This is a genomic window from Dysosmobacter sp. Sow4_B12, from assembly GCF_052116665.1.
In the GTDB taxonomy this organism is placed as follows: Bacteria; Bacillota; Clostridia; order Oscillospirales; family Oscillospiraceae; genus Oscillibacter.
In genome coordinates, this window is the sequence record NZ_JBQKKR010000006.1 from 17,460 (window position 1) to 43,594 (window position 26,135).

Annotated in this window: 27 protein-coding genes and 1 pseudogene; 26 read left to right on the plus strand and 2 right to left on the minus strand. The window is 54.8% G+C overall.

Annotated features, from left to right (window positions below; genetic code table 11):
• Positions 1-24: 24 nt before the first annotated feature.
• From ACTQ4R_RS07625 to ACTQ4R_RS07675, 11 genes are all read left to right on the plus strand, one after another.
• The gene (locus ACTQ4R_RS07625; RefSeq protein ID WP_441627384.1) at positions 25-360 is read left to right on the plus strand and encodes a DUF3852 domain-containing protein; all 336 of its coding nucleotides are present in this window, start codon (positions 25-27) and stop codon (positions 358-360) included.
• Positions 361-500: 140 nt separating this feature from the next.
• Positions 501-845, plus strand: a complete 345-nt coding sequence (locus tag ACTQ4R_RS07630; RefSeq protein ID WP_441627386.1) for an AbrB/MazE/SpoVT family DNA-binding domain-containing protein — start codon at positions 501-503, stop codon at positions 843-845.
• A 2-nt stretch (positions 846-847) separates the two neighbouring features.
• Positions 848-1,138 carry a type II toxin-antitoxin system RelE/ParE family toxin gene (locus ACTQ4R_RS07635; protein WP_441627388.1) on the plus strand — a complete coding sequence of 97 codons (291 nt, stop codon included), beginning with the start codon at positions 848-850 and terminating at the stop codon, positions 1,136-1,138.
• A 64-nt stretch (positions 1,139-1,202) separates the two neighbouring features.
• Positions 1,203-2,099: a conjugal transfer protein TrbL family protein gene (locus ACTQ4R_RS07640; RefSeq protein WP_441627533.1), complete on the plus strand. Its 897-nt coding sequence runs from the start codon at positions 1,203-1,205 to the stop codon at positions 2,097-2,099.
• Positions 2,100-2,116: 17 nt separating this feature from the next.
• Positions 2,117-2,431: a DNA cytosine methyltransferase gene (locus ACTQ4R_RS07645; RefSeq protein WP_441627390.1), complete on the plus strand. Its 315-nt coding sequence runs from the start codon at positions 2,117-2,119 to the stop codon at positions 2,429-2,431.
• Between the two features lie 12 nt (positions 2,432-2,443).
• Positions 2,444-4,048 carry a DNA cytosine methyltransferase gene (locus tag ACTQ4R_RS07650; RefSeq protein WP_441627392.1) on the plus strand — a complete coding sequence of 535 codons (1,605 nt, stop codon included), beginning with the start codon at positions 2,444-2,446 and terminating at the stop codon, positions 4,046-4,048.
• Between the two features lie 75 nt (positions 4,049-4,123).
• Positions 4,124-4,438, plus strand: coding sequence for a hypothetical protein (locus tag ACTQ4R_RS07655; RefSeq protein WP_325194941.1), 315 nt, complete (start codon positions 4,124-4,126; stop codon positions 4,436-4,438).
• Positions 4,439-4,497: 59 nt separating this feature from the next.
• On the plus strand, positions 4,498-4,761 hold the full coding sequence (locus ACTQ4R_RS07660) for a hypothetical protein (RefSeq protein WP_302644233.1): 264 nt from the start codon (positions 4,498-4,500) through the stop codon (positions 4,759-4,761).
• Positions 4,758-5,339, plus strand: coding sequence for a hypothetical protein (locus tag ACTQ4R_RS07665; protein WP_441627394.1), 582 nt, complete (start codon positions 4,758-4,760; stop codon positions 5,337-5,339). The genes ACTQ4R_RS07660 and ACTQ4R_RS07665 overlap by 4 nt, the downstream gene beginning before the upstream one ends.
• On the plus strand, positions 5,332-7,161 hold the full coding sequence (locus ACTQ4R_RS07670) for a VirB4 family type IV secretion system protein (RefSeq protein WP_441627396.1): 1,830 nt from the start codon (positions 5,332-5,334) through the stop codon (positions 7,159-7,161). The genes ACTQ4R_RS07665 and ACTQ4R_RS07670 overlap by 8 nt, the downstream gene beginning before the upstream one ends.
• Positions 7,161-8,225, plus strand: coding sequence for a M23 family metallopeptidase (locus ACTQ4R_RS07675; RefSeq protein WP_441627398.1), 1,065 nt, complete (start codon positions 7,161-7,163; stop codon positions 8,223-8,225). Before ACTQ4R_RS07670 ends, ACTQ4R_RS07675 begins: the two co-directional genes overlap by 1 nt.
• Positions 8,226-8,628: 403 nt before the next feature.
• Here ACTQ4R_RS07675 and ACTQ4R_RS07680 read toward each other — a convergent pair whose 3' ends face one another.
• Positions 8,629-9,960 carry an aminotransferase class I/II-fold pyridoxal phosphate-dependent enzyme gene (locus tag ACTQ4R_RS07680; RefSeq protein WP_441627400.1) on the minus strand — a complete coding sequence of 444 codons (1,332 nt, stop codon included), beginning with the start codon at positions 9,958-9,960 and terminating at the stop codon, positions 8,629-8,631.
• A gap of 76 nt (positions 9,961-10,036) precedes the next feature.
• Here ACTQ4R_RS07680 and ACTQ4R_RS07685 point away from each other — a divergent pair, with 76 nt between their 5' ends.
• From ACTQ4R_RS07685 to ACTQ4R_RS07725, 9 genes and pseudogenes are all read left to right on the plus strand, one after another.
• Positions 10,037-10,936: a LysR family transcriptional regulator gene (locus ACTQ4R_RS07685; protein ID WP_441627402.1), complete on the plus strand. Its 900-nt coding sequence runs from the start codon at positions 10,037-10,039 to the stop codon at positions 10,934-10,936.
• Between the two features lie 50 nt (positions 10,937-10,986).
• Positions 10,987-11,805, plus strand: coding sequence for a DUF4866 domain-containing protein (locus ACTQ4R_RS07690; RefSeq protein ID WP_441627404.1), 819 nt, complete (start codon positions 10,987-10,989; stop codon positions 11,803-11,805).
• 15 nt (positions 11,806-11,820) lie between these two features.
• Positions 11,821-12,495: a YoaK family protein gene (locus ACTQ4R_RS07695; RefSeq protein WP_441627406.1), complete on the plus strand. Its 675-nt coding sequence runs from the start codon at positions 11,821-11,823 to the stop codon at positions 12,493-12,495.
• Positions 12,496-12,798: 303 nt separating this feature from the next.
• Positions 12,799-13,713, plus strand: a complete 915-nt coding sequence (locus ACTQ4R_RS07700) for an AAA family ATPase (RefSeq protein WP_441627408.1) — start codon at positions 12,799-12,801, stop codon at positions 13,711-13,713.
• Positions 13,714-13,717: 4 nt separating this feature from the next.
• Positions 13,718-15,466: a hypothetical protein gene (locus tag ACTQ4R_RS07705; RefSeq protein WP_441627410.1), complete on the plus strand. Its 1,749-nt coding sequence runs from the start codon at positions 13,718-13,720 to the stop codon at positions 15,464-15,466.
• 54 nt (positions 15,467-15,520) lie between these two features.
• On the plus strand, positions 15,521-15,802 hold the full coding sequence (locus tag ACTQ4R_RS07710) for a hypothetical protein (protein ID WP_441627412.1): 282 nt from the start codon (positions 15,521-15,523) through the stop codon (positions 15,800-15,802).
• 195 nt (positions 15,803-15,997) lie between these two features.
• A complete protein-coding gene (locus ACTQ4R_RS07715) occupies positions 15,998-17,479 on the plus strand; it encodes a carbon starvation CstA family protein (RefSeq protein ID WP_441627413.1) in 1,482 nt (493 codons plus the stop codon).
• Positions 17,480-17,614: 135 nt separating this feature from the next.
• The gene (locus tag ACTQ4R_RS07720) at positions 17,615-18,622 is read left to right on the plus strand and encodes an ATPase P (RefSeq protein WP_441627415.1); all 1,008 of its coding nucleotides are present in this window, start codon (positions 17,615-17,617) and stop codon (positions 18,620-18,622) included.
• Positions 18,623-19,347: 725 nt separating this feature from the next.
• A pseudogene (locus tag ACTQ4R_RS07725) lies at positions 19,348-19,818 on the plus strand (cation:proton antiporter); the annotation flags it as partial.
• A 114-nt stretch (positions 19,819-19,932) separates the two neighbouring features.
• Here the strand turns inward: ACTQ4R_RS07725 and ACTQ4R_RS07730 are convergent.
• A complete protein-coding gene (locus ACTQ4R_RS07730; protein WP_441627417.1) occupies positions 19,933-20,184 on the minus strand; it encodes a threonine/serine exporter family protein in 252 nt (83 codons plus the stop codon).
• Between the two features lie 44 nt (positions 20,185-20,228).
• On the opposite strand from ACTQ4R_RS07730, the gene ACTQ4R_RS07735 reads away from it, so the two are divergent.
• The 6 genes from ACTQ4R_RS07735 to ACTQ4R_RS07760 all read left to right on the plus strand — a co-directional run bounded on the left by ACTQ4R_RS07735 (position 20,229) and on the right by ACTQ4R_RS07760 (position 25,973).
• Positions 20,229-21,809 carry a recombinase family protein gene (locus tag ACTQ4R_RS07735; RefSeq protein WP_441627418.1) on the plus strand — a complete coding sequence of 527 codons (1,581 nt, stop codon included), beginning with the start codon at positions 20,229-20,231 and terminating at the stop codon, positions 21,807-21,809.
• An 82-nt stretch (positions 21,810-21,891) separates the two neighbouring features.
• The gene (locus ACTQ4R_RS07740; RefSeq protein ID WP_441627420.1) at positions 21,892-22,044 is read left to right on the plus strand and encodes a hypothetical protein; all 153 of its coding nucleotides are present in this window, start codon (positions 21,892-21,894) and stop codon (positions 22,042-22,044) included.
• Positions 22,045-22,107: 63 nt separating this feature from the next.
• Positions 22,108-22,710 (plus strand): RNA polymerase sigma factor, encoded by a 603-nt coding sequence (locus ACTQ4R_RS07745; protein ID WP_441627422.1) that lies wholly within the window; start codon positions 22,108-22,110, stop codon positions 22,708-22,710.
• Positions 22,707-23,837 carry a hypothetical protein gene (locus tag ACTQ4R_RS07750; RefSeq protein ID WP_441627424.1) on the plus strand — a complete coding sequence of 377 codons (1,131 nt, stop codon included), beginning with the start codon at positions 22,707-22,709 and terminating at the stop codon, positions 23,835-23,837. Before ACTQ4R_RS07745 ends, ACTQ4R_RS07750 begins: the two co-directional genes overlap by 4 nt.
• Before the next feature lie 161 nt (positions 23,838-23,998).
• Positions 23,999-25,135: a hypothetical protein gene (locus ACTQ4R_RS07755; RefSeq protein ID WP_441627426.1), complete on the plus strand. Its 1,137-nt coding sequence runs from the start codon at positions 23,999-24,001 to the stop codon at positions 25,133-25,135.
• Positions 25,136-25,250: 115 nt separating this feature from the next.
• Positions 25,251-25,973: an AlkZ-related protein gene (locus tag ACTQ4R_RS07760; RefSeq protein WP_441627428.1), complete on the plus strand. Its 723-nt coding sequence runs from the start codon at positions 25,251-25,253 to the stop codon at positions 25,971-25,973.
• Positions 25,974-26,135 lie beyond the last annotated feature (162 nt).

The window sequence follows — 26,135 nt, forward strand, 5'->3', positions numbered from 1 at the left end:
TTTTCATAAAGGAAAGGACGATATATGAGAAAGCACAAGAAAATGATTTGTATCCTCGGCATGGTGCTCCTGATGGCCTGCCTGCTCAGCACGGCAGCCTTTGCCGCAGGCAATGTGGCTTCAGCAGTAGAAAGTACATGGAAAGACGCCGCAAGCCAGATCAAGACTGTGGTGGACAATGTGGTATTCCCCGCGCTGGACATGATCCTCGCCATCGCGTTCTTCGTCAAACTGGGTAGCGCGTACTTCGACTACCGGCAGAGGGGACAGTTTGAATGGACGGGTCCCGCCATTCTCTTTGCCTGCCTGATTTTCACTCTGACTGCTCCCAAGTACATCTGGACCATCATCGGGATTTAAAAACCTATACCGCTTGACTTTCTGCTGAAAATGCGCTATCCTAAAACCAAGAAACAAAGAAATATGTATATCTGTGCTGCTTGCGGCATAGAATGGGAGGGATAGCAATGGCAGTTATGACAGCAAGGAGATCTCGCGGTATGGAACGGAAAATGATTCGTATTTCTGGAAAACGTCAGATCACGATTCCACAAAAATACTTTGATTTGCTGGGCTTTGATACAGAAGCCGAGTGTATTCTGCGCGGTAACGAGCTGGTGATCCGTCCGGTCTCTGAGCGTAGCGGAGGCGAGTTCGCCGAAGCGATCCTGGCGGACCTGATCTCACAGGGGTATCAGGGGGACGAACTGCTGGCAAAGTTTAAGGAAACGCAGAAAAACGTGCGCCCCGCAGTAGAGGCGATGATCGATGAGGCGGATGCACTTGCCGCAACTGGCGGAAGTGGTGCTTCTCTGGATGACCTGTTTGGGACGGAGGAGCAGTGAGGATGTATGAGCTGAAGTTTCTGCCCGGTGCGGAGCGGTACTTCAAGAAGGTCAAGGAAAAGGGACTGAAAGCCGCTTTCCGCAAAGCCTTGGAGACCATTCAGAACGATCCTTACGCCGGAGAGGCCAAGGTCGGTGATCTTGCGGGCGTATATGGTTTTGACGTGTACTATAATAGAACGAACTACGAGATCGCTTATCGGATCTATGAGGAAAACGGACAGCTTGTGGTCGTGATCCTTGCGGGAACGCGTGAAAACTTTTATCAGGAATTGAAACGTTACATGAAATAAATCGCACAGTTTGGCCGTCGCCCCTATGGGCGGCGGCTTTTTTTGCGTCCGGAGGTGACCAAACATATTTATCTGGGATTTTGTTGCCGCGACAGTGCTGGATCAGCTGGTGGACTGGATCTACGGGCAGATCGTAGGCTTTCTCGGCAACTTCTTCGCCCTCATGGGCAATATGGGCGTGGAACTGTTTGAGCTGGACTGGGTAAACGCCATCGTGCTGTTCTTCTCCCGTCTGGGCTGGGCGCTCTTCGCCGTGAGCGTAGTAGTCTGCGCCTTTGAGTGCGGCATTGAATACTCCGCCGGCAGGGGCAATCTGCAGCAAAGCGCCCTCAACGTCATCAAGGGCTTCCTGGCGGTGAGCCTCTTCACGGTGGTTCCCGTCCGGCTGTATGCACTGTCCGTATCGCTGCAGGGGACCTTTTCCGCAGGACTCACCGGCTATGGCCGAAGCATCGGAGAAGTGGGTCAGGACATCGTCACAGAGCTCAGCGAGATCCAGACGCTCTCGGACGCGGTGAACAGTACCCATTTCGGCCTGGATGTCATCACCAGCCCCATCATGATCCTGTTCTGCGTGATCCTGATGGCTTACGCAGTGCTGAAGGTGTTTTTTGCCAACCTCAAACGGGGCGGCATTTTGCTCATTCAGATTGCCGTTGGTTCGCTTTATATGTTCAGCATCCCCAGGGGCTATCTGGACGGCTTCGTTGGCTGGATGAAGCAGGTCATCGGTCTGTGCCTGACGGCTTTTTTACAGTCCACCATCCTCATTGCTGGACTCATGATCTTCAAGGACCACGCGCTGATGGGGGTGGGGCTCATGCTCTCTGCCGGTGAGGTTCCCCGCATCGCCGGAAATTTCGGCGTGGATACCACAACGAAAGCCAACGTTATGAGCGCCGTCTACACAGCCCAGGCAGCGGTGAGTACCACCAGGACCATCGCCGCGGCAATCAAATAATCAAAAGGGTAATTCAAATGAAACTATTGAAAGACAACATCACTATGGCCAGCCTGTTCGACGGCATCGGCGGTTTCCCTCTGGCTGCAGTCCGCTGTGGCGTTGAGCCGGTATGGGCCAGCGAGATTGAACCGTTTCCCATCCTTGTGACAAAGCTTCGCTTTCCGCAGATGACGCATATGGGAGACATTACAAAACTCAACGGGGCGGATCTGCCGCCTGTGGATATCATCTGCGGGGGCAGCCCGTGCCAGGACTGTCTGTGGCCGGAGCGCGTGCTGGTTTGGCTGGCGAGCGCTCCGGCCTTTTTATGGAGCAAATCAGAATTATAAAGGAAATGCGCGATGCGGATAGAAGAACTGGAAGGACAGGAGTCCTTGTTCGCCCGCGATTCGGGATCTGGGAAAACGTCGTCGGGGCGCTCAGCAGCGGGCGAGATCCTGCAACGGGTCAAAAACGGCCTGGGGCAGACTTTCAAAAAGTCCTCGAAGCGTTCATCCAAATTGAAGAACCACACCTTCATGTTATTAGACCTGAGGCAGGACGCTGGGAATATTCTGGGGCCGTGCTGGGAGTACGATCCTCCGTGGCTTGGATCACTTGGGACGCTCAACACTTCGGAGTGCCCCAAAGACGTCGTAGAATCTTCGCTGTGGCAGATTTTGCTGGATACAGTCCCATCCCGATACTGGCTGTCCCAGAAAGCGTGCCGGGGAATGCTGCGCCGCGCGGACTGCCGTGGCAAGTTGTTGCCGAAATTATTAGAAATAGCGCTTTCGATGCAGGGAGGTTTGATCCCGCCCGGACCGATTCCGGATGAACTCAAAGCCTACCACTTCAATCAAAGGAATGAAGGCATCGACCTTGGCGATGTAGCCGGTGCACTTCTGGCTACGCAGAATCTCCAGATGCAGACCTTCGTCACGACACCGGGTGCGTCCCTCGATGGTTTGAAAGAACCCGTTGCGTTTGCGGTGAACCAGCGGGACGAGGTGCGGGACCTGCATGGGGTCGCCGGTGCGCTGCAGGCGCAGCCTATGGGGGCCCCCACACGAACCCAGCGAAGCGGTTCGTGCGGGGAAAGGAGCCGCAGCGGAATAAGCGAGCTTTCACAGCAATGTGAAAGCGAGGGCTATGAAGCTTGCGGTGACGCGAAGCAACAGACTTTTGTGGCAAGCTTCTCTGCCGGGGCAGGAGCCAGTGCAGGTTCCATTGCCTACAATGAAGAAGTCTCGCCAACACTCAAGGGCAGCGCCAGCGGCAACTGTATGCCCAGTGTCCTCTGTATCAACGACCAGGGCGGAAAGATCATGGAGTGCAGTGAGGATGTTACCGGCACCCTGCGAGCTCAGGAGCATGGGCACCAGCCGCTGGTGCTGCGTCCGAAGCACCCCATGGTATATGATAATCACGGCATTGACGGAAGATACACTGGTCCCCATGATGTGGCGCCCACCATGTCGGCACGCTATGGGACCGGGGGCAACAACGTCCCGCTGGTGCAAGCGGAAGAAGTAATCTGCATTACCGGCAATGCCATCGACCGCCAACCGCAAAACGGTGGCAATGGCATTGGCTGGCAACGGGATATCGCCTACACCCTCACCGCCACGGACCGGCACAGCGTCTTTTCTCGGCAAAGGGTGGATCAATTCAAGGAGGATGACATTGCCTCCACGGAAAGCGCACGTCAGTACAAGGACGCGACAGATATCGTCTACCGTCCGGTATCGGAATGGGGTGACGCTTTCTGCCATCTGCTTCGCCGCCTGGTCCCATTGGAATGTGAACGGCTGCAGGGCTACCCGGACGGCTGGACGGATGCCCCCGGCGCTTCGGATTCGGCGCGGTATAAGGCCCTGGGCAACAGCGTCGCCATCCCCTGTGTGGAATACCTGATGGAGCGGGTGGCTCTTGTCATTGCGCTTGGTTTGGAGTGGCATCTTTAGTTGCTTTTGGTGAATAGCTTTTGCCCGCACTTTAGCGTATGTTTGCTTTACCATCAAGGAAACGGAGGAACTGCCATGGCAGAAAAAACACGTAATCTGTGCGCTGAGATCCCGGAGGAACTGCACAGCAAGGTGCGGCAGCGGCAGAATGAGTCCGGCAAAACCCTGAGCCAATACATGACATGGCTCATCACTACATTTTATGAAATGGAGGACAAACCCAAAATGAGTAAGGAAAACACAAGAACGGTGGCGTTTCAGGTACCGGAGGAACTGTTCGAGCGCTTCAAGGAATACCTGAGCAAACACGGCATCAAGCAGAATGCTTTCTTCCTGGACTGCATCCAGCGGGCACTGGCAGAGGACGCCGAAGCAGCCGCGAACGAGTAAATACACCATGAGCCGCTGTCGGGATTTGCCCGACGGCGGTTTCGTTTTGGAGGATACCAATGTTTATCTACCCTGACAACTTAAAGGCAAAGCCCATGCTGTGGCTCTGGCTGCTGCGGGACATTGCCGTCATCGGCATCGGCGCACTGCTCTCTGTGCTGGCGCTGGCCCAGGGGCTGGGCATGGGCCTGCTGGTGATCACCGTGCTGTACGCCTTCCTCACCATTCAGGTGGAGGGTTCCAGCATCCTGGATTTCCTGCGAAGGGCCGCCTGCTTCCTCTTTCTCTGCCAGCAGTATTACGAGTGGAGGCTGGATCCATGATGAACCGCAAGAAGAAAAAAGAGTTGCGCCAGCGCCAGTCCACCCGGCAGCTCATGGGCATTGTGAAGATCACGCCCCACGGCATCCAGACGGAAGCCGGGGAGCGTGCTTTTTACCTGATTCGCCCGGACAACCTCTCTGTCCTCTCGCCGGAGGTGATCCGCAGCCGCATCCGCTCCCTGACGGTGCTGCTCAGTACCCAGCTCGTGCTGGAGATCCTTGCCCTGGACTCCCGTGAGTCCTTCCAGCGCAACAAGGAGTATTACCAACGGCGCATTGAGGAAGAAACAGTCCCGGAAGTACGGGAACTGCTGGAAAAGGACCTGGCACATCTGGACGCTATCCAGTTCTCCTCCGCCTCCTCCCGCGAATTCGTGCTGGCGATCCCATTGCATGAGAAAGCGGATGCGGGTGAAGGGGCTCTGCGGCAGCTGGAAAAGTCCATCTGCGACCATGGCATCCAGGTGCGCCTTGCCAATGAGCAGGACGTCAAGCGTCTTCTGGCAATCTACTACCAGCAGGACCTGACCACGGAATTCTTCCCGGATCACGACGGAGAGGAGTATGTGCATGGCTAAGAAAAAAGCAAAGAAGAAAAAGAAAGCACCGGAGCAGGCCCCGCGTCCGAAGGAATTTCTGGACATGATCGCGCCTGCCGCTGCAAAGTTCAACACGGACCATTTCATTCTGGGTGGGCGGTATCATGCGGCGCTGTCCCTGAAAAGCTACCCGCCTGTCACCGACGAGCTGGCGCTGCTGCGCTGTGTTGGAGATATGGGCGGCGTTAACCTGCGCCTGACGGCTCGTCAGGTCACGCCCACTGAGGAGGACGCCATCCTCCATGCCGCTGCCAACAAAAGCCGCATGGAGCGAAGTAATACCAACGACGTCAAGCAGAGCGTCACCGCGGAGGCAAATCTGCGGGACATGACGGAGATGATGACCAAGCAGCGCCAGGAGAAAGAGCCGCTCATCCACTGCGCGGTCTACATGGATATTACCGCCGCCGATACAGACAAATTGCGAACGGCGCGGGATACCATCTCAGCGCAACTCATCCGCTCTCGCATGGGCGCCGACCCGCTGACCCTGCGACAGAAGGACGGGTTCCTTTCTGCCAATCCCGCGGGCGGCGCCCAGCTCTCGAACTTTGCCGAGCGGGTGCTTCCCGCCAGGAGCGTTGCAAATCTGTATCCCATGAATTATTCCGGGAAAACAGATCCCAGCGGCTTCTTTATCGGACGTGACCGCTTCGGCTCCAACATCATCGTAGACCTGGACCGCCGCGCGCCTGACAAGACCAACGCCAGTGCCCTGATCCTCGGCAACACCGGCCAGGGCAAGAGCTTCCTTCTGAAGCTTCTGCTGTGCAATGTGCGGGAGACCGGCAAGAGCGTCATCTCTCTGGACTCCGAGCATGAGATGGAGGATGAGTGCAGAGGGCTGGGCGGCTGCTTCCTCGACTACCTCAGTGGGCAATACCGCATCAACCTCCTGGAACCCCGCTGCTGGGACGATGGCAGCGAGCCGGACGATTCGGACGCGCCGGCAGCATTTCACGGAACGCTGTTGGCACAGCACATCTCCTTCCTGCGGGACGTCTTCCGCGTCTACAAGGGCTTTGACACACCCCACATCGACACGCTGGAGCTGATGGTAGAAAAGCTCTATCAAAAATGGGGGATCTCCGACAGCACTGATTTTACGCGGATGCGTCCGGAGGATTACCCCATCCTCTCCGACCTTTACGAAGTCATTCATGACGCCTACGAGACCTATGACGCAGCGGATACCCTTTACCCGAAGGAGATGCTGCGGGATCTGCTGCTGGGACTGCACTCCATGTGCAAGGGCGCGGACTCCCGCTTTTTCAACGGACATACCAACATCGACGCGTCCAAATTCCTCGTATTCTGTGTCAAGGGCTTGGACAACGTGGCGGCGAACCTGCGGGACACGCTGCTGTTCAGCCTGCTGTCCTATATGTCTGACCAGCTCCTGACCGCGGGAAATTCCGTGGCTGCCATCGACGAGCTGTACCTCTGGCTCTCCAACACGACGGTGGTCACCTACATCCGCAATTGCCTCAAGCGCGTGCGGAAGAAGAATTCCGCCCTCATCCTCGCCAGCCAGAACCTGGAGGACTTTGACCAGCCGGGTATTCGGGAGTTGACTCGCCCGCTGTTCTCCATCCCCGTCCACCAGTTTCTGTTCAACGGCGGCAATGTGGATAAGAAATTCTTCGTGGAGAACCTCCAGTTAGAGGAGTCTGAGTATGCCCTCATTCGGGACCCCATGCGTGGATCGTGCCTCTATAAGTGCGGCAATGAACGCTACTTATTGCAGGTCCAGGCGCCGGAATACAAGAAGGAACTCTTCGGAACGGCAGGTGGCAGGTGATGGCTGTCCCTGCCGCGGCACTGGCAAAGGCCGCCGCTGCCGCACTCTCAGATGAGCAGATCCGGAAAAGGCTTGGCTGGATCATGGTGGCGCTCCTCTCGCCGTTGATCTTGACCCTCGCTTTTTTCTGCTCTCTGCTCTCCGGCAGCGTGGATCACAACAACTCCGCCGTGCTGCTCTGCTTCCGCGGTGGAGAGATCCCTGCCAGTACCCCTGCGGAATATGTGGCCTACATCGAAGAAATGCGCGACAGCTTTCAGCTGCTGGATGAGCTTATCAGTGCCGTCAATGAGATGACGGAGGGTGAAGATAGTCTTGACGAGATCCACGTCAAGGCTGTTTTTTACGCGCTGTACTTCGGCGAGGATGCTCCCAGCCGCCGCGCACACCGGCAGTTCGTGGACTGCTTTGTCACCTATGAGGAGCGTACCCGCACTGTGTCCGGTGAGGACGGTACGGACACAGAGGAGAACTACACCGTGGCGATTCCCATCACGGATATGGCGGAGGTCTATCGTAACATCGAAAGCGCCCTGCGACTGGAGATCGCAGAGGAGCAGAAAAGCAATGCCGACAGCGTCTACAACCTCATCCGCTACGGCGTCGCCGCCGGAACGGATGGCTGGATACCCGGCGCGGACATTCCCTTCATCGGCGCGGACGGCTTCTGCTCACCCATAGGGGCGGGATGGGAAAACCGCGTCACCTCTGAATTCGGCAGCCGCATCGACCCGATCACCCACAAGCCGAAGGGACACTCCGGCATGGATCTGGCTGTCCCCACGGGAACGCCTATCCGAGCGGCGCTGTCGGGGACAGTGACAGCCTCCAAGTACAACGCCGGCGGCTATGGCTACTATGTGATGATCGACCACGGCAACGGGCTCTCCACGCTCTACGGTCACTGTTCTAAACTGCTGGCGCGGGTGGGGCAGACCGTGGAGGCGGGCGACATCATTGCCCTCACCGGCAATACCGGACGCTCCACCGGTCCGCACCTGCACTTTGAGGTGCGCGTCAACGATGAGCGGACTGATCCGCGATATTACCTGCCAACAGATTGATATGAGCCCCTTTCTATGACGCTGCTGAATAAAAATTAAATGCGGGAAGCTGGCAAAGCTTCCCGCATAATAGAGTTTGTCTCTTTCAATTTTCAGAACACTTACATGTCCGCCCGTCAGTACGCGAAGAAATCAGAGTTACTTGCGGGGAGATACAGGCGCGAATTCCGTACTCCTTATTACATTCAGGGCAGTAATATTCTTCGCTCTCGTTATGTCCATCCTGAAGCTGAGTATCAACACGGAAAATGCATCCACAAAAGCTGCAGGTTTCATTAAAGGAGCGACCAGGGTATGAATGTCTTGCAGTATAGTCGTACATGATAAGATCCCCTTTCAGATTGGTATCAGAGATAGAAATAGAATTGTTATCATTTTACTGCTCAGGCGAAAAAAAGTAAAGTCACTTAAAACAGAAAAAAGAAGGAGTGTGACCAGTATGGCCTAAGGTCAACAGCTTGGTTGCCTGCCAAATATCTCCCTCTTCTGCATAGGAGGGAGCAATTCGGATATTGCGGTCTTCAGGGTCAATACTGTGTGGGAATGTAGCACCTGCGGGTGTGAATTTCACGCCGGCCTGTGCACACATGGAAACTGTTTTGGAGGCGCATCCCGGCATGGTGTTGAAGGAGAGAAAGTATCCACCCCGAGGTATGGTCCAGTCGGCAATGCCAAGTCCGCTTAGATTTTCCTCCAACACTTTTTCAACCAATTCGAACTTGGGACGCAAAATAGCTGCATGCTTTGCCATGTGGTTTCGCACGCCCGTGATATTGCGGAAATACCGTACCTGCCGCAGCTGGTTTAGCTTGTCCGGCCCAATGGTTGCGTATTTTAACGCCCCCCGCAAATCAATCAGGTTAGCGGGACTGGCGGCTACAGCGGAGATGCCGGCTCCGGGAAATGCCATCTTGCTGGTGGAGCAGAATTCGTAGACCAAATCCGGATTTCCAGCTGTGCGGCAGGCAGACAGAAGATCCAGTTGCTCGTCCTTGTCTTCCGGATAGAGGGTATGGACGCAGTATGCGTTGTCCCAGAAAATGCGGAAATCCGAAGCCTTGGGGCGCAGCGCGGCAAACCGACGTACTACGGCGTTGCTGAATACGATTCCGGTCGGGTTTTGGAATTTCGGCACACACCAAATGCCTTTTATGCTCTCGTCGCTGGACACCAATGCTTCAACCTTATCCATATCAGGCCCATCTTCGCGCAGGAGCACGGGAATCAACTGGAACCCAAAGTGCTCTGTCATGGCAAAATGCCGGTCATAGCCTGGAACCGGGCACAGAAATTTCCGATCCGGGACCTGTACCCAAGGCGTTCCACCCATAAGTCCGTCCAGCATAGCGTGGCTGAGAATGAAGTGCATCAGTGTCAGGCTGCTGTTTCCGCCTACCAGTACGTCCTCCCGCTGAACGCCCAGCAGCTCTGCCATCAGACGTTTGGCTTCTGGAATGCCGTCCAGGCCACCATAATTTCTGCAATCCATACCGCTTTCACTGTCAGTAACTGATCGGGGACCAAGCACACCCAGCATGTCCATGGACAGAGCCAACTGTTCCTTCCCGGGCTTACCACGGGATAAGTCCAAAGAAAGGCCCATCTCCTGGCACTGCTCATATTGGTCCAGGCATACCTTTCGTTCCTTTTTCAGTTCTTCGGAAGGCAGTTTTTTGTATTCCGTTTTCCGCCCCTTTTTCACTGCACAGCAGTTGACTTCTTCCTTTTTCCGCACTATACTGTTGGCCGGCCCAGATGCAAAATGTATTACTGATATATAGAACATATCAAATTAACATGGGGGAAACAGTGTGGGAGCGAACTATGAGTATTACCGGATTTTTTACTATGTGGCCAAGTATCAGAGCCTGACAAAAGCGGCCAATATTCTGTGCAGCAACCAGCCGAACATCACCCGCTGTATGAACAAGCTGGAGCAGGAACTGGGATGCCGTCTGCTGCTTCGTTCCAGCCAGGGCGTCACTCTGACGCCAGAGGGAAAGCGGCTTTATGAACATGTGGCTGTAGCTTGTGAGCATATCCGTGCTGCCGAGAAGGAGTTGTCCGGAAGCCGCAGCCTGGAAACAGGGAGCATTTCCATCGGAGCCAGCGAGACGGCTTTGCATGTGATGCTGCTGCAAAAACTGAAAGCGTTCCATGCCCTTTATCCAAACATCCGCCTGCGCATCTCCAACCACTCCACACCGCAGGCACTGGCAGCCTTAAAGAGCGGTTCGGTGGATCTGGCGGTGGTGACAACACCCACCGGCGCGTCTAAACCGCTTTCGGAACTTCCGCTGACGCCCTTTCAGGAGATTCTTGTAGGAGGCCCTGGATTTGCAAAATTGGCAGAGAGAAAGCTCACTCTTAAGAGCCTGCTGGAATACCCTTTGATCTGTCTTGGGCGCGAAACAATGACATATCGCTTTTATGAGCAGTTGTTTTTGAAAAAGGGCCTACCTTTTCAGGTGGATACGGAAGTGGCTACGACGGATCAGGTCCTTCCTTTGGTCAAAAATGATCTGGGCCTTGGATTCCTTCCGGAACCCTTTGCGGAAGAAGCTTTGGTGCGTGGAGAGGTTTACCGGATACCATTGGCGGATCAGATACCCAAACGGCAGGTTTGTATGGTAAAAGATTCCTCACGGACTCTGAGCATAGCCGTGCGAGAGTTTGAAAAAATGCTCTGTCAGCAATCCAATACAAAATGAAAGGATAATTCAGAGTGTGTGTATGTCACTCATAAAAAGAAGGTTGTTTTATGAATCAGACAATTTCAAAAATTCCAAGAGAAGAAGCGGTGGAGGCGATCTTCTCTAAAATTCTGCAATCACCAAATGCGTGTGCAAGACTCAGCGAGATATTTTATGAGCATCTGGACGATGATAACCGGATTCCTGATTCTGATCCGGAACAATTCGCAAAAATTTTCTTTTCAGCCTACGAGAATCAGGATATCAATGCCTTGCTGCTGGAAGTCTGCCAGCGAAGCATGTTTGATCTGCTGCGTGAAGCATATTTGATCCCCAAGCGGTTCAACGGAAAAGCAGGAATGAATCCGCTTCTGCTGACAGATGCGGATGGCGGCTTGATGGAGCAAGTCGTTACGGAAGAAGGAAAAGGCGTATCCCACCATGAGTTTGCAAAGTTTCAGGAGGTCCTGCAAAATCATCACTGCGCGCCTCGTTCCAGACTCTACTTGGCCGATGGGTTCGATATTATCCGCTCATATACAGAGCAGTTGAATATTGAAGAAAAACTCTGCAATCGCAGGCGAGGAATTCTGGCGCTGTATGCGCTTCCTGACACGGCTGCATTGGGGATGAGTGAAGCACAGGCCTACGCCATTATTTGGGACGCCTTTTGCTCCATTCAGAAAAGCGCACCTTCGTCAATGGTTTACTATGGGCAGGAGACTGGCTCAAAAGACGGCCAAAAATATGATGAGGTTGGAATCCTGCTCCCCATCCACGAATTTGAAAAGCAGATGCTGCATCATTTGGAGGAAGTAGATGGGATTGTGCTTTCCTGCAGGGAAAAGATGATAAAGCAGGCGGGGAAAGACAGTCTGCCGCTGTAATGGGGAGAATCACAGATGAAAAAGGCCAAACAAATGTCGGAATCCATACGCCTTGGGATGCTTCTGGCCGTATCCGGTGGTTTTATGGACGCCTATTCATATATTGAGCGTGATCATGTATTTGCCAACGCACAGACCGGCAATATGCTGCTGCTCGGTGTGAATTTGTCCGAGGGAAACTTTCAGATGGCCATGCACTATTTTTTCCCTGTGTTTGCCTTTGCACTGGGGATTTCATTGGCGGAGCTGGTACATGTGGGCAAAAATCGGTTCTTGCACTGGCGGCAAAGCGCAGTCTTGATTGAGGCAGTCATCCTTGCGGGAGTCGCGTTTTTCCCGCTTTCCATGAACCTGTTGGCCAATTCCTTGACTTCTTTTGCCTGCGGAATTCAAGTGGAGAGTTTCCGAAAGATTCGTGGAAATAGTATCGCAACGACCATGTGTATCGGGAATATGCGAAGTGGGACGCAAAATCTCTGCAACTACTTTCAGAGCAAAGATATTGAATATCTCCGGAACGCCGTTTTATATTTTGGAATTATCCTGTGCTTTGTCATCGGCGCAGTAATAGGAAATTTTTCTATTCAGCTCTTGCATGAAAAGGCAATTCTTTGCTGTTCCGTCCTGCTGGTTTTGTCTTTTATCATGATGTTCATTGACTACGAGAAAGGGCAAAACAGCATATTCTGAGAAGGACTTTGAAAACTGAAAATCATGGTTCATCAAACCGACAGAGAATGAATGAAATCGAGCCGCGGAGTATTTCCTGACTGCTTTGGCAGAGCTCATCTGTTTACCGGTACCTGCAAGAATTCAGAGCGCGTCGCAAAACCATTTCTCGCTTTCCTTGGCCTGTGTTAGTGTTATACAAAACGTTGGAATCAGACAGGGCGGAAAGGACGAGTCGCTGCGGCCACCTCTGAATCTGCTTCATTTTTATGGGATAGAACCCGCGTTTCTTTGTGCTAAACACGGATTAAAGGAAGTGATTGGATGTTTGAATTATTGGAAGATGAAAACATCGACCCTGAGCTGCTGCGGGAACTCAGAGCCTTTCGGGAGGCGTATCCTCTGCCGGATTCCCTGCGGGACAGGGTTCCGATGCCCCTCTATCACTATTACGGAAAGGACATCTGGGAACAGGCCGCCGCAGCCCTGCTGTGTGGCAAAAACCTGCTGCTGGCCGGCGGGAAGGCCACCGGCAAAAACGTCCTGGCGGAAAACCTGGCCGCAGTGTTCGGCCGTCCGGCCTGGAACGTTTCCTTCCACGTCAACATGGACGCCGCCGGCCTCATCGGCATGGACACATTTGAAAACGGGCAGGTGCGGTTCCGTCCCGGCCCTATCTATCAGTGCGTGAAGTACGGTGGCTTCGCCATTCTGGACGAGATCAACATGGCGAAAAACGAAGCTCTGGCCGTGCTGCACTCGGCGCTGGATTTCCGCCGGGTCATCGACGTACCGGGCTATGACCGCATCCCTATGGAGCCTTCCACCCGGTTCATCGCCACCATGAACTACGGCTATGCCGGCACCCGGGAGCTGAATGAGGCCCTGACCTCCCGGTTTGCTGTCATTCAGATGCCCACCATCAGTCCGGAGAACCTGGACCGGCTCCTGGCAGGACAGTTCCCCTCTCTGAAAAAGAAGTACCGGGAACAGTTCGCCCAGCTCTTTTTCGAGCTTCAGAAGAAGTGCGAGAGCGCCGAGATCTCCACCAAGGCCTTGGACCTCCGGGGCCTGCTGGACGCGCTGGATCTCATGCGCGCAGGCGTCCCCGTCGTGGCGGCTCTGGACATGGGAATTACCAACAAGGCCTTTGACAGCTATGAACAGGGCCTGATCCGTGATACCATGGCCCTGCGGATATCTCCCCGCCTCACCCGTGCCCAGCTGTTCGAGGGATAAGACCATGCTGACACAGCATTACAGCGCCCAGCAGCGCCGGGCGCTGAACCAGATCTGGACCGCCGCCGGACAGTACGGCTTCGACCCGCTGTTCATGGCCCTGCGCAGCGACGGGACGCCGGACATCTATATGAACTGCATCGTGGGCTGCGTCCGGAAATGGTACGGAGCGGACATGCCCCGGGCGCTGTTCGGTGCCTGGGCGGAGGATCGCCGTCAGGCCATGCTGGACGATCTGGCGTGGCTGGCGCTGGAGAACGCCGTCTTTCAGCGGGAGCTGCCGGAACGGCCCATTCTGGCGGAGGCCCGCCGGGCCCACGCGGAGGATTTCTTTGCCGGGGAGTACCAGCTCTCCCGGCAGGAGTGGATGGCCAAGAACCAGCTGGTCTACACCATGCAGGCCGCCCGGTGGAAAAGCGTGCTGGGCCAGCGCCCGCCGGTGATGACGCCCTGGGAGCGGAATCTGTCCGACGCTCTGCGCTGCGGTGGAGAGCTGGACGGCGCCGCGCTGGCCGGTGCCATTCGGAACGCCTTTGCCCAGTCAGGGCTGTTTGATGGAACAGCCCGGTCCAAAACGGCCCTCCACCTGCACTTCGACGGCAAATGGGCCTCCGCCATGACAAAGTTTCTGCCCACGGAGATCGTCCACACCGACATGCTGACGGTGGGACACTCCAGTGCCGCCGGAGCCGGAGGCGGGCCGAAGCTGGATGTGCGCCGGGCAAAGCTACGGCTGAATGAGAACGCCGAGACGGACCGGCAGTACATCGAGAGTTGCTTCGGCCGCTCCCTCTATCCCCCGGAGGAACTGGCGGCGGCGGAGCAGCAGCTCTGTACCGGCAGTCATCTGGGCTGTCATCTGTGGTTCACGGCGGGTGCCCCGGACCCGGAGCACGCCCGCAGCGGGGACTCACGGCGGCTGACAGAGGAAGCCACCGTGCAGGCCCGCCGGAACCGGGAGGCTTTCAACAGAGACAGCAGTCTCCATCAAAACGCCATCCTGCGGCTGACAGAGCAGATCCGCAGCTGCATTCAGGTCCACAGCCAGACCGAGACGGAGACGGCCCGCAGCGGCCGTCTGGACAGTCCCCGGGCCTGGCGGGCGGCGGTACTGGAGGACCGTCAAGTCTTCCTGCGGGACATCAGCGCCCACCGGCCCGGATTCTCCGTGGACCTGCTGCTGGACGCGTCCTCCTCCCGGCTCCACTGTCAGGAGGCCATCGCCGCTCAGGGCTATATTCTGGCGGAGAGCCTGCAGCGATGCAGCATCCCGGTACGGGTCACCAGCTTTTGCAGTCTCCGGGGCTACACGGTGCTGCGGGTGCTGGAGGGCTTTGCCGACAAAAACGGTAGTGAGAAGATCTTCAACTACTTTGCCTCTGGCTGGAACCGGGACGGACTGGCCCTCCGGGCGGCGGGGGATCTGCTGAGAAGCGCACCGGAGGAGCGTCATCTTCTTCTGCTGCTGACGGACGCCAGTCCCAACGACAGCCACCGTATCCCGCCGGACGGGAAGCATCCCTTCGGCTGTGATTATGGGGACCGAGCCGCCGTGGAGGACACCGCCCGGGAGGTCCGCTCGCTGCGGCGGAAAAGTGCCCGGGTGGCGGCGGTCTTCATGGGAGAGGATATGAGTGTCCCCAGCGCGGAGGAAATTTACGGAAAAAACCTGGCCCGCATCCGCAGCATGGACCAGCTGGCTGGTGCGGCAGGCGCCCTGATCCGCCGGGAAATTCAGGATCTCTCCGATTAGATATCAGGCGAATGACGAATGGTACATTCAATTTGAATGGAAGGAGTATTTAATGTGGCATTTTTTGAGAAGAAATCTACTGTTTTTAGGAAACAGGACAAGGCTGGCTGGCTTTCTGCCAAAGAGACGCTGAAAACCGCCGGCATCCGGGGAATCCGGGCTGGACGATACGATGTGGAGCCGCCTGTCTGCGGATGCGGCGCCAAGCTGGACCCCAGAAATTTCGGCGCAAAAGGTCCTATCGACCGCAGCATGTATTTTATTGAGGTGCCGTTGGAGGAGGTGGAACGGGCCAGAGCATTGCTAAGTGTTTCTGAGGGCGTACCGCAGTCATGAGAAAACACTTCTGCGTTGGACAGCAGTCTTTACATGCTTCGCTTATGGCTAAAATTTTATGGGTTTTTCCAATTACAAATAAAAAAATTTTACATTGTGTATTGCATTTTCGAAAAGAGCGACTATAATATCCTGCTGTGTGAATAGATTGTTTATTCACAAACAATCTGTGCAAATATTAAGGGAGGAATCTATATGGTCAGTTTTCTAATTTGTCTGGTACTCCTGATCGGTGGTTACTTTACATACGGTAAAGTCATCGACAACACTCTGGGTCCGGACGACCGCGAAACTCCCGCTGTCCGCATCAACGACGGTATCGACTACGTCGTTATGCCCCAGTGGAAGCTGTTTCTGGTGCAGCTGCTGAACATTGCGGGCCTTGGTCCCATATTCGGCGCAATGCAGGGTGCTCTGTGGGGCCCTGTGGTGTTCCTGTGGATCACCTTCGGAACCATCTTCGCCGGCGGCGTTCACGACTACTTCGCCGGTATGCTGTCTGAGAGAAACGACGGTGCTTCCATCTCGGAGATCTGCGGCATCTATCTGGGCAACGGCATGAAGACCGTCATGCGTGTCTTCAGTGTCGTTCTGCTGGTGATGGTGGGCACCGTATTCGCCGTCGGCCCCGCCGGCCTGATCGTCACCCTGTTCCAGAACAGCGGCTTCACCGGCATCGTAACCAGCAAGGAGTTCTGGCTGTGGATCATTCTGGTCTACTACTTCATCGCCACCTTCATCTCCATCGACAAGATCATCGGCAAGATCTATCCTCTCTTCGGCATCTGCCTGATCATCATGGCTGTGGGTGTCGCCTTTGGTATCTTTACCAATCCCGCTTACACCATTCCCGAGCTGTGGACCCACTTCTACAACATGCATCCCAGCGGAACGCCCATCTGGAGTTTCATGTTCATCACCGTGGCCTGCGGTGCCATCTCCGGTTTCCATGCCACCCAGTCTCCTCTGATGGCCCGCTGCATGAAGTCCGAAAAGCAGGGCCACATGGTATTCTACGGCGCCATGGTCTGCGAGGGCATCATTGCTCTGATCTGGGCCGCCGCCGGCTGCTCCATCTATGAGGTCACCGGCGGTCTGAATACCGGCCTCCAGGCCGCTCTTGCCAACGGCCAGTCCGCCGCCATCTATGACGTCTGCGTCAAGACCATGGGCGGCGTGGGTATTGCCCTGGCCATGCTGGGCGTCATCGCCTGCCCCATCACCTCCGGCGATACCGCTTTCCGCAGCGCCCGTCTGACCCTGGCCGACTGGTTCAAGATCAATCAGGACAAGTTCCAGAAGCGTCTGGTCCTGTGCGTGCCCCTGCTGCTGGTGGGCGCATTCGTGGGCCATCTGGACTACTCCATCGTCTGGCGTTACTTCAGCTGGACCAACCAGACCCTGGCTATGATCGTCCTGTGGGCCGCCAGCATGTATCTGTTCCATCAGAAGAAGAACTTCTGGGTTACCGTGGTGCCCGCCACCTTCATGAGCGCCGTGTCCTGCACGTACTTCCTGCTGGGCAATGAGTGCCTGGGCCAGTTCCTGAACAGCAAGGACGCCGCTGGCGCCGTCATCTACAACACCGCAGTGGCGTATCCCGTCGGCATCATCTTTGCCGCCGTGCTGCTGTTCATCTTCCTCCGCACCACCAAGAAGCAGGCTGCCAAGAAGTAAATCTTCCCACCAGTCTCTTCCAGAAACACAACGGCCTGCCAGCCGCTGCCCCACAACAGCGGCTGGCAGATTTTTACCAAAGGCCCACAGGGCTTTTCCGGACGGAGACGCCTCGGGCGCCTGGAGGTTTTTGCCATGATTTTCAAACCGACCCCCCTCGGACCGGTTCATCTGGACCCCTCAGAGCTGGCCGCGGACAAGAAGAACTGCCGCCACTTCGGCCCCTGCGGCGTGGGAGAGAAGGCCCTGTACCTGAATAGCTTCTATTTTGACCGCCGGTACTATCTTCCCTACGGCTCCATCACCCGCGTCTTCAAGCGGGTGGCCATGAGCAAGGGCGGCTTCTCCAAACGGGGCGTCTTCGCCTCCATCCCCTATCTAGTGGTGGAGTACGACGGCGGAAAGCAGAAGCAGTGCAATTTCAAATACGAGGAGCAGGTGGACCAGTTGCTGGCCTGTCTGGAGAAGACCCATCCGGAGATCAAGCTGGTCAGCGCCGATGTGGAAAAGCGCCTGGCGGAGCGGCAGCGGAAGCTGGCCGCTCAGAAGAAGCCAGACATCTCCTCCCAGGCCCGGAAGAACATCCAGTCCCTCCAGGACGCCGCGGGCTATCTGGACAAAAAGCCGGAACTGGCCCTGGAGCTGAGTCAGTCCGCCCGGCGGAAACGGGCCTATCTGTGCAGCAATCCCAGCTACCGCTGGGCGGCGCTGGCCATCACACTGATGGGCGTGGCCGCCCTGGTGTACGGCGTCTATCTTTTTACCCAGCATCGCGGCTTCGCGGTGTACTTCACGCTGTTTGGCCTGGCGGCCATCTTCATGTTCTCCGGAGCCAGTATCTTGCCCACCGCCCGGAACAACAGGGCAGCCATCATGGACCGGGCTCGGAAGGCCCAGCAGGCCATGGAGGGGTACATCAGCTTCTACCATGACTTCCCCTTGCCCGCCCGGTACGCCCATCCCATCGTACTGAAACGGATGCAGCGGGCCATTGAGGACGGCCGGGCCATCTGGCCGTCGGACGCGCTGGAAGTGGTGAAACAGGACCTGAAGGCCCTGAATTCCAGCGTGGAGGTGGACCAGGAGGAGTACGATGAGGTAGTAGCAATCAAGGCTCTGTTTCTCAATGAGAATTACCAGTAAAATATTTAGCGATCATTCACTGAAAAGGGTCCCGATATCTGTCAGAGAGGCTCCGTGAAAGTGGCTTAGAAAACACCGCGGATAGGAATCCAAAAGGAGGTTCCTATCCGCGGTGTTTGTGTTGGATGCCCAATTTTTTGTTCTTTGGGAGCAGAGTGGAATGCTAAGCAATAAGCGATTATAATGGATCGCATCTCCCATCTGGCGGCTACTTGCTCTTCAAAGCAGAGAATACTGGTTGTGGCTTTCATTGAGTTGTTGCTTTCCCAAGAATGTACCGACTAAAGAAACATGGCATTCCAAATGGGGATGTCATGTTTCTTTCCTTTTCAGGTAGTTAAGCACTGCAAGAATCATATCCCGAAGAAAAAGTTGCTCGCTTTTTCTGGAAAGTACAGAACTTGGTAGCTGATCTTTGCGGTACTGCTGCTCTTGCTCGGCATTATTGTCGTGGTTCAGGGAATCAGAAAGCTGACGGAAAAGGATAACGGAAAACCGACTGCAAAGCAGACGGAAGACGTTCACCTGTCATAACATGCTTCCCATCATGGGGAATGCCGCTCAGATGTATGGAATGTCTGAGCGGTGTTCTAATGATCGAAGAAAAACGGCAAAATTCATTTGTTGTTTTGTACAGAATACAGATTGAAAATGGGACAAAAAGGACTAAGATAGCATGATGCGAATAGAACCGCACGTTTTTTTGTATCAGAAAGGAAGTCTTGATTTTGTCCTATCGTTATTTAATAGATCTGGCCCTGATCCTCTTGAGCACCAAGCTGCTGGGGCTGGTAACCCAGCGGTTTCAGATGCCTCAGGTGGTAGGTGCGCTGCTGGCGGGCCTGGTTCTTGGCCCCGCGGGGCTGAATATCCTCTCAGAGACGGAGTTCCTGTCTCAGATCAGTGAACTGGGCGTCATCGTTCTGATGTTTTCCGCCGGCATGGGAACGGACATTCAGGAACTCAAGCACAGTGGAAAAGCCGGCTTTTTCGTGGCCCTGCTGGGCGTACTGGTCCCGTTGGCCATGGGCACAGCTCTGGCCTGGGGTGCTGCCAAAACGGGAATGATCGAAAGCAACAGTTTCCTGGAGAACGTATTTGTGGGCACGGTTCTTACCGCCACCTCCGTCAGCATCACTGTAGAGACTCTGAAGGAGATGGGAAAGCTGGAGACCAAGGCGGGTAATACCATATTGCTAAACCACGGCCGATTTTTTTACATTCTCTTTGCCAACGTCGTTAGTTTATTCTACGTTGAAACTTATCTTGCCCATCAATCCAATGCTGCCCCCTCTTGTTGTATAGAGCCATCAGGTGCAATAGCGAAAGGAACGATCCGTCAGAATACGCGCAAATATCAATCCAAGCGGCAGGGCGACGATGATTAGCATAGCAGAGGCGAACCAAGAAGCGGAGACGGATAATGACATCGTACCAAGATTATAGACGGCACGATATAGATAGAGGCCCGGCACCATAATGACAATGGAGGGAACAGTAATAGAAATTCTGGGATATCCCAGCCGTTTTTTTAGGAGAGATGCCATAATGCCGGCAACCATCGAGCCGAGAATTGTGTGTTGCTGATGAAGGAGGTGACGGATGAATGAACGGCAAGGAGAAAACCAACGGTTCTCTGGCAATGGCACCAAGAGTCATCACGATTCCTGCCACCAGCCAGGAGAACCAACGGAAACTCCGCGTGGCAGCCTATGCCCGTGTCAGCTCCAACTCCGAAGATCAGAAACACTCCTTTGCCGCGCAGAATGCTTACTACTCCAAACTCATCACGGATAACCCCGACTGGGAGCTTGCGGATGTCTATGCCGACAAGGGCATCACCGGCACCTCCGTAGAAAAGCGTAAGGACTTCCTGCGAATGATGGAGGACTGCCGGAAAGGGCGAATTGACCGCATCCTCGTGAAGTCCTCCTCCCGCTTTGCCAGAAACGCCAAGGAAAGTCTGGAGGCGGTGCGGGAGTTGAAAGCACTGGGCGTCAGCGTATACTTTGAGGAGCAGAACATCGACACCGCCCAGGCCTCCGGTGAGATCCTAACAGCCATGTTTGCAGCGCTGGCACAGCGAGAGAGCGAAGCCATCTCGGAAAGAATGCGCTGGAGCTATCAGATGCGGATGCAAAAAGGGGAGTTCAATACCTGCCAGGCACCGCTTGGATTCCGACTGAATGGACGAGCGTTGGAGATCATCCCAGAGGAAGCGAAAATCGTTCGTAGAATATTTGTGGAGTACCTCTCCGGCAATAATTCCCGCGAGATTGCACGGGAACTGAATAAAGACAATACATTGGGGTTGATCTGGAATCATAAAACAATAGATTATATCCTGCAAAATGAGCGGTATGCAGGTAATGCACTGCTTCAAAAGAGATATGCCTCGAATACTCTTCCATCTAAGATGATATATAACCATGGGGAGAGACCCCAATACTTTGTCTCTGATATCAACGACACCATTGTGCCGAAGGAAGTATTCGACAAGGCGCAGACCTTGCGTAAGGAACGAAATGTCTTGCAGGGACAGGTACACAGTAAAATGTCCAGCAGAATGCGATGTGCCTGTGGTTCCCGTATCCGGGCAAAGCGAATCCATTCCCTGTGGTACTGGGTGTGTTGCAGGCACGATGAGGAGAGAACCTGTTCTCTCATGCCAATTCAAGAGATGCAGGTTGAACAGGCATTTCTGAGACTGTATTTCAAACTTATGCTGCACCTGATGCGCGGGCAGATTTTCGAGCTGGAGGGATACCGCTTCTTCACCATGGGCGGTGCCAGGAGCCACGACATTGAAGATGGCATTCTGGAGCTGGACGATCCAAATTTTGAACGTAAGCTCCTGATGCTGCGGCGAAAGCCAAGGGCGCGATTCCGTATCAACCACATATCATGGTGGGAGCAGGAATTGCCCTCCGATGAGGAATATGCTGAAGCCAGACGGAATCTGGGTCGGTGCGGTTGGCAGGCGGACTACATCATCACCCACTGCGCCCCTATCAGCACAGCTATGATGGAATCCCGCCACAACGAGGCGGATGAGTTGACCGAATTCTTCCAGGAAGTCAAAGAAAAAGCCGAGTATTCCTACTGGCTGTTTGGGCATTACCATGACAACCGAGCCATTGATTCAAAGCATATCCTGCTCTGGGAGCAGATCGTGCAGATCATCTAAAATAAGGCCGCAAAGGAAAGAACGGCAGCAGCTTGCCGTTTTTTCCTTTGCGGCCTTCAGAAATGGAAAGAGGTGCGAAAACATGGAAACCATTGCGTTTGAGGTAAAGATTGTAAAACGCCGGACGATTCGTATTATGCTGACAGGAAGGATCATTGGGTGCCCACTATACAGTTATGGCACAGCAACTGGTGGGGCTCTTGATTTGCCATACAATGTTCCACTTGACTTCTGAAACGAAAACGGATATGGTGCCGTCTAATAGGATGAAGCAGCTTCAAGTACCGGGGGAAAAACTATGGAACAAATCGAAACAAAGAAAGCTCAGTTTTCAGCCGCCATGGGAGACCAGCAGATCATTCAGCTGTTCTTTCAGCGGTGTGAGGAAGCCATTACCCAGACCCAGAAGAAATATGGTGCGCTGTGCCGCAGTGTGGCCCAGCGGCTCCTGACTGACCCCAGGGACACGGAAGAGTGTGTCAGTGACACCTACCTTCGTGCCTGGAATGCCATCCCGCCGGAACGCCCCCGCTCTCTGCGGGCCTATCTGGCCCGCATCACCCGGAATCTGGCATTGGACCGCTATAATTACAATACTGCCGCCCAGCGCAGCACCGCCCTCACCGACGCTTTTGAGGAATTGGAACCCTGGATCGTTGCCGGACAGGGTGATCCGGACACAGAACTGGATGCATCAGAGCTGCGCCGGGTGCTGAACGGCTTCCTGCGCCGTCAGAGCGCTGAGGCCCGCGTGTTCTTTTTGCGCCGCTACTGGTATGGAGAGAGCATCCGGGAGATCGCGGAAGAATGCTGTGTCAGCGAAGCAAAGGTTAAGACATCCTTGTTCCGCACACGGGAACGGCTGCGCACGGAACTGGAACAGGAAAGGATCAGACTATGAATCAAACTCGTTTTCAAAAATGGATGAACGCCGTGGACGATGACCTGCTGGAGGAAGCTCAGCAGCCTATGAAAAAGAGACGGTCCTGGCTGTACAGAGCCGGGGCGATTGCCGCCTGTCTTGCAGTAGCTGTAACTGCCATCACCCTGTCCCACCGAGGCACCGACCAACCGGCCATGATCGCAAACCCCATGCACGAATCCAGCGCAGCTGAGTTTCAGCAGCTGGGATACTCCATCCCCCTGCCGGACAGTGCCTCCGGCACCTCCTACTACCTGATCGACACAGGGGCAAGCGACAAGCAAATGGCCGAAGTCAATTTTGAACAAGGCGGGCAGACGTACTACTGCCGTGCCTTAAAGGCAGAGCAGCCCCAGGACATCTCCGGTATTTATGCTGACTGGACGGAGAGCCTGGACTGGAGCGGCGAAGATGTTTCCGTCCAGCTGCGCAAGTCCGAGGATGCGGCCTGGGTGGGCTGGTATGCTCCGGAGGCCGAGGTGCAGTGGTGTGTTGCCGGCGGCAGCGATGCCCAGGTGCTGCTGGACGCCGCCCAAACCATTGTGGAGAAGCTTGGGTACGTCATGCCGCTGTATCCGATGGAAAGTGTGGAGGACGCCTTTGCCGACGGCGGATACTCTGTGGACTTCACGGCAGCGGACCTTGTCAAAACCGGGGATGGGTATTCCCTGACCGCGGAGATCTATGACTATGACCGCTATGAACTGGAAGATATTCAGGGTTTGAAAGAAGGCGACCAGATCCAGGTCTGTCGGAAGCCGGTGACCGTTGAGAGCATCCGGCGGGATAACGGCACCGTCATCATCAACGGCGGCATCGAAAGCGGCGGCGTAGAGCTGATTGAGGATGACGGTCTGTACCGCACCTACGCAATGGATGACCATCCGATCTACTATGATCTGGGAACGATCACCCTGCCCGTATCCACTGACTGCACCTTTGAGGACCACGCCGACCTGGAACAGGAACCTGATGGCCTGGTTTATGAGTACGAGGACGTCCCTGCGGCTATTCAGGCCAGCGAAACGCCCTTCAACTGCTACAACACGGTCATCACTGTCCGGCAGGAGCAGGTGGTGCAGATCATCCGCTATTGGATTCCCTGATGGGTCGACATATAGAATCGAGGTAACATGATATGATTCAGAAAGAAAAATACAACGCAAAAAAGATACTTGCCCTGATCCTGTCTCTCGCCTGCGTGACAGGGCTGCTGGCCGGGTGCGGCCGACAGAACACCAGTGAAGGAAAAGCTGACGGAAGCTCCTTGGAAGAACAAACATCCGACACCTGGTATGAAATTGATCAGGAAGCAGGCATTCTGACCGTCCGCCTTCCCGCCGAAAAGGAAGGATTCATTTGGGACTTTACCATCGACGACACCACCCTGTTGGAACTGGTCACGGAGGAGGACGATGACGGCACCTTTGTTGCCAGCTTCCGGGCGCTGGGAGACGGCGAGACAGTTGTGTCTTTCACCTATGCCAGGGATGATGCGCTGGAGGAAATCCGGGCGCTGAATGTTACCTGCAAGGATGGAAAAGTAGCCGACGTCTCCAACGCTTCCGTTATGCCCATTAGTGGGCAGGATGATCCGGAGATCACAGACCTTCGAAACAGCAACAGCATCCCCATGATTATGAAGGAACACAGCGCGGTGACCTGCGTCTCCGAGACCTGGGACGGGGAGAACAACTGGCAGAATAAGACTGTCCGTCAATTTGTCAGTTCCGATGGCCGCCTGTGGTATGACTACGAACAGTACGATGATGCTGACCAGGTCGTATACTGCGAGGCGGGATACATCAACGACAACCTTCCCGGTGCCCTGTATACCTGCGAAAAAGACGGTCTGAAAACGATGACGCTGTGCCCGGCGTCTGAGTATGAAGCCATGGTGTCTGACCGCTGGCTGGCGCGTCAGCCGTATGACTATGAGACCGTGGCGGACAAGACCGACAGCACAGAGTATGGAACCACCACCCTGACCGCCGCCAGGCAGAATGGTCTGACAGGGATCAACAGCGAGGTCATTTACTTTATCGACGATGCGACCGGCCTCATCACCGGCATGGAGGTGACGGAGCATAGTGCAGAGGACGGCAGCGTAGTCTCCGTGACCCGCAGCAATATTCTCTACGATGAACCCCGGCTCATGGAGGAGCAGGCGGCTATGAATATTCTGTTCCCGGAGGACGCCTGCTATCTGAACGTGGTTATCAATCCCGGAAAAGAGAATTCCGAGGAACAGACTTTCCAGGTGGATAAGTCCACGGAGGTGGAATTTGATGCCATGGAGGGCTATCAGCTGTATTTCGATTACGATTGCACCCAGCCGATGGACTGGATCGACGTGGGCCAGAACAAGCTGACTGTCTATGTCACGGTAGATCCCGCAAAATGAGCAAACGGTTTTGCTGGCTTTCCGAAAGGACCTACCGCTGATGGCTCCCCTTCAATGTGGAATCCGAACAGCGACTGTGCTATAATAAAACAAATTACGTAGCGGGAGGCACACTATGGCCATTGAAAACGGCGAATGGATCATGCGGGGAATGGACTGGGACGATCCCAGTCGAATCCGGAGCTGGGAGGAACTGATTGACTGGATCAACGAGATTGGTTTCCTTCCGCTTTTCAAAAACGAGATCCACGGATTTTCCGCAGAGGAAAACACCTCCGACCTCTATTGGTGGACGGGTGATGAGGAGCAAGATCCGTGGGAATGGCGTGAGCTCATCGCCCGGAGTGGTCAGGTGGCCTACGGCAAATTCTTTGGAAAGAAAGCTGGCTTTATCTCAAAGGAGTGGTTCCCTCATTTTGCGAATTACCGGCGGGATGGCTATGACTTTGACAGCCGCTGGGATGAAGAATTGACCAGTATGCGCTGCAAGTGCGTGATGGACCAATTTGAGAATAAGGATGAACTTTTCTCTTTTGAACTGAAAAGGCTTGCGGGTTTCGGCAAGGAAGGCGCGAAGAACTTTGAAGGGACCGTGACAGACCTTCAGATGCAGAGCTATCTGCTGATCCGTGACTTCCGCAGACGCATCAATAAGAAGGGATTGGAATATGGATGGCCTATCTCTGTCTATTCAACGCCGGAGGCACTATGGGGCTATGAACACATCTCTTCCGCATATACCATTGCCCCGGCAGAATCCGGAGAGTTGATCTATCAACAAGTGCGGAAGAACTTCCCGGAGGCGGAGATACTGGAATTGGACGCCGTATTGGGATGATTCTGTGATCCCACACGATGCGGGCATACTAATGGCAATCCCCGCCTTGCGATAAGTTTTCTTAGTCAGACAGGAAGTTTCTGATCTTCCGAATCGGATTCGCTCCGCAAGATTCCGATTCGGGTGATAAACAAAAATATCCGGATTGGAGCCACCTGACAG

Coding starts and splice junctions, on each gene's coding strand:
- ACTQ4R_RS07635 (WP_441627388.1), top strand. CDS start 848: ATGTATGAGCTGAAGTTTCTGCCCGGTGCGGAGCGGTACTTCAAGAAG.
- ACTQ4R_RS07625 (WP_441627384.1), top strand. CDS start 25: ATGAGAAAGCACAAGAAAATGATTTGTATCCTCGGCATGGTGCTCCTG.
- ACTQ4R_RS07695 (WP_441627406.1), top strand. CDS start 11,821: ATGAAAAAGGCCAAACAAATGTCGGAATCCATACGCCTTGGGATGCTT.
- ACTQ4R_RS07750 (WP_441627424.1), top strand. CDS start 22,707: ATGAATCAAACTCGTTTTCAAAAATGGATGAACGCCGTGGACGATGAC.
- ACTQ4R_RS07700 (WP_441627408.1), top strand. CDS start 12,799: ATGTTTGAATTATTGGAAGATGAAAACATCGACCCTGAGCTGCTGCGG.
- ACTQ4R_RS07740 (WP_441627420.1), top strand. CDS start 21,892: ATGGAAACCATTGCGTTTGAGGTAAAGATTGTAAAACGCCGGACGATT.
- ACTQ4R_RS07735 (WP_441627418.1), top strand. CDS start 20,229: ATGAACGGCAAGGAGAAAACCAACGGTTCTCTGGCAATGGCACCAAGA.
- ACTQ4R_RS07655 (WP_325194941.1), top strand. CDS start 4,124: ATGGCAGAAAAAACACGTAATCTGTGCGCTGAGATCCCGGAGGAACTG.
- ACTQ4R_RS07645 (WP_441627390.1), top strand. CDS start 2,117: ATGAAACTATTGAAAGACAACATCACTATGGCCAGCCTGTTCGACGGC.
- ACTQ4R_RS07715 (WP_441627413.1), top strand. CDS start 15,998: ATGGTCAGTTTTCTAATTTGTCTGGTACTCCTGATCGGTGGTTACTTT.
- ACTQ4R_RS07660 (WP_302644233.1), top strand. CDS start 4,498: ATGTTTATCTACCCTGACAACTTAAAGGCAAAGCCCATGCTGTGGCTC.
- ACTQ4R_RS07650 (WP_441627392.1), top strand. CDS start 2,444: ATGCGGATAGAAGAACTGGAAGGACAGGAGTCCTTGTTCGCCCGCGAT.
- ACTQ4R_RS07760 (WP_441627428.1), top strand. CDS start 25,251: ATGGCCATTGAAAACGGCGAATGGATCATGCGGGGAATGGACTGGGAC.
- ACTQ4R_RS07665 (WP_441627394.1), top strand. CDS start 4,758: ATGATGAACCGCAAGAAGAAAAAAGAGTTGCGCCAGCGCCAGTCCACC.
- ACTQ4R_RS07690 (WP_441627404.1), top strand. CDS start 10,987: ATGAATCAGACAATTTCAAAAATTCCAAGAGAAGAAGCGGTGGAGGCG.
- ACTQ4R_RS07705 (WP_441627410.1), top strand. CDS start 13,718: ATGCTGACACAGCATTACAGCGCCCAGCAGCGCCGGGCGCTGAACCAG.
- ACTQ4R_RS07720 (WP_441627415.1), top strand. CDS start 17,615: ATGATTTTCAAACCGACCCCCCTCGGACCGGTTCATCTGGACCCCTCA.
- ACTQ4R_RS07670 (WP_441627396.1), top strand. CDS start 5,332: ATGGCTAAGAAAAAAGCAAAGAAGAAAAAGAAAGCACCGGAGCAGGCC.
- ACTQ4R_RS07730 (WP_441627417.1), bottom strand. CDS start 20,184: ATGGTTGCCGGCATTATGGCATCTCTCCTAAAAAAACGGCTGGGATAT.
- ACTQ4R_RS07630 (WP_441627386.1), top strand. CDS start 501: ATGGAACGGAAAATGATTCGTATTTCTGGAAAACGTCAGATCACGATT.
- ACTQ4R_RS07675 (WP_441627398.1), top strand. CDS start 7,161: ATGGCTGTCCCTGCCGCGGCACTGGCAAAGGCCGCCGCTGCCGCACTC.
- ACTQ4R_RS07745 (WP_441627422.1), top strand. CDS start 22,108: ATGGAACAAATCGAAACAAAGAAAGCTCAGTTTTCAGCCGCCATGGGA.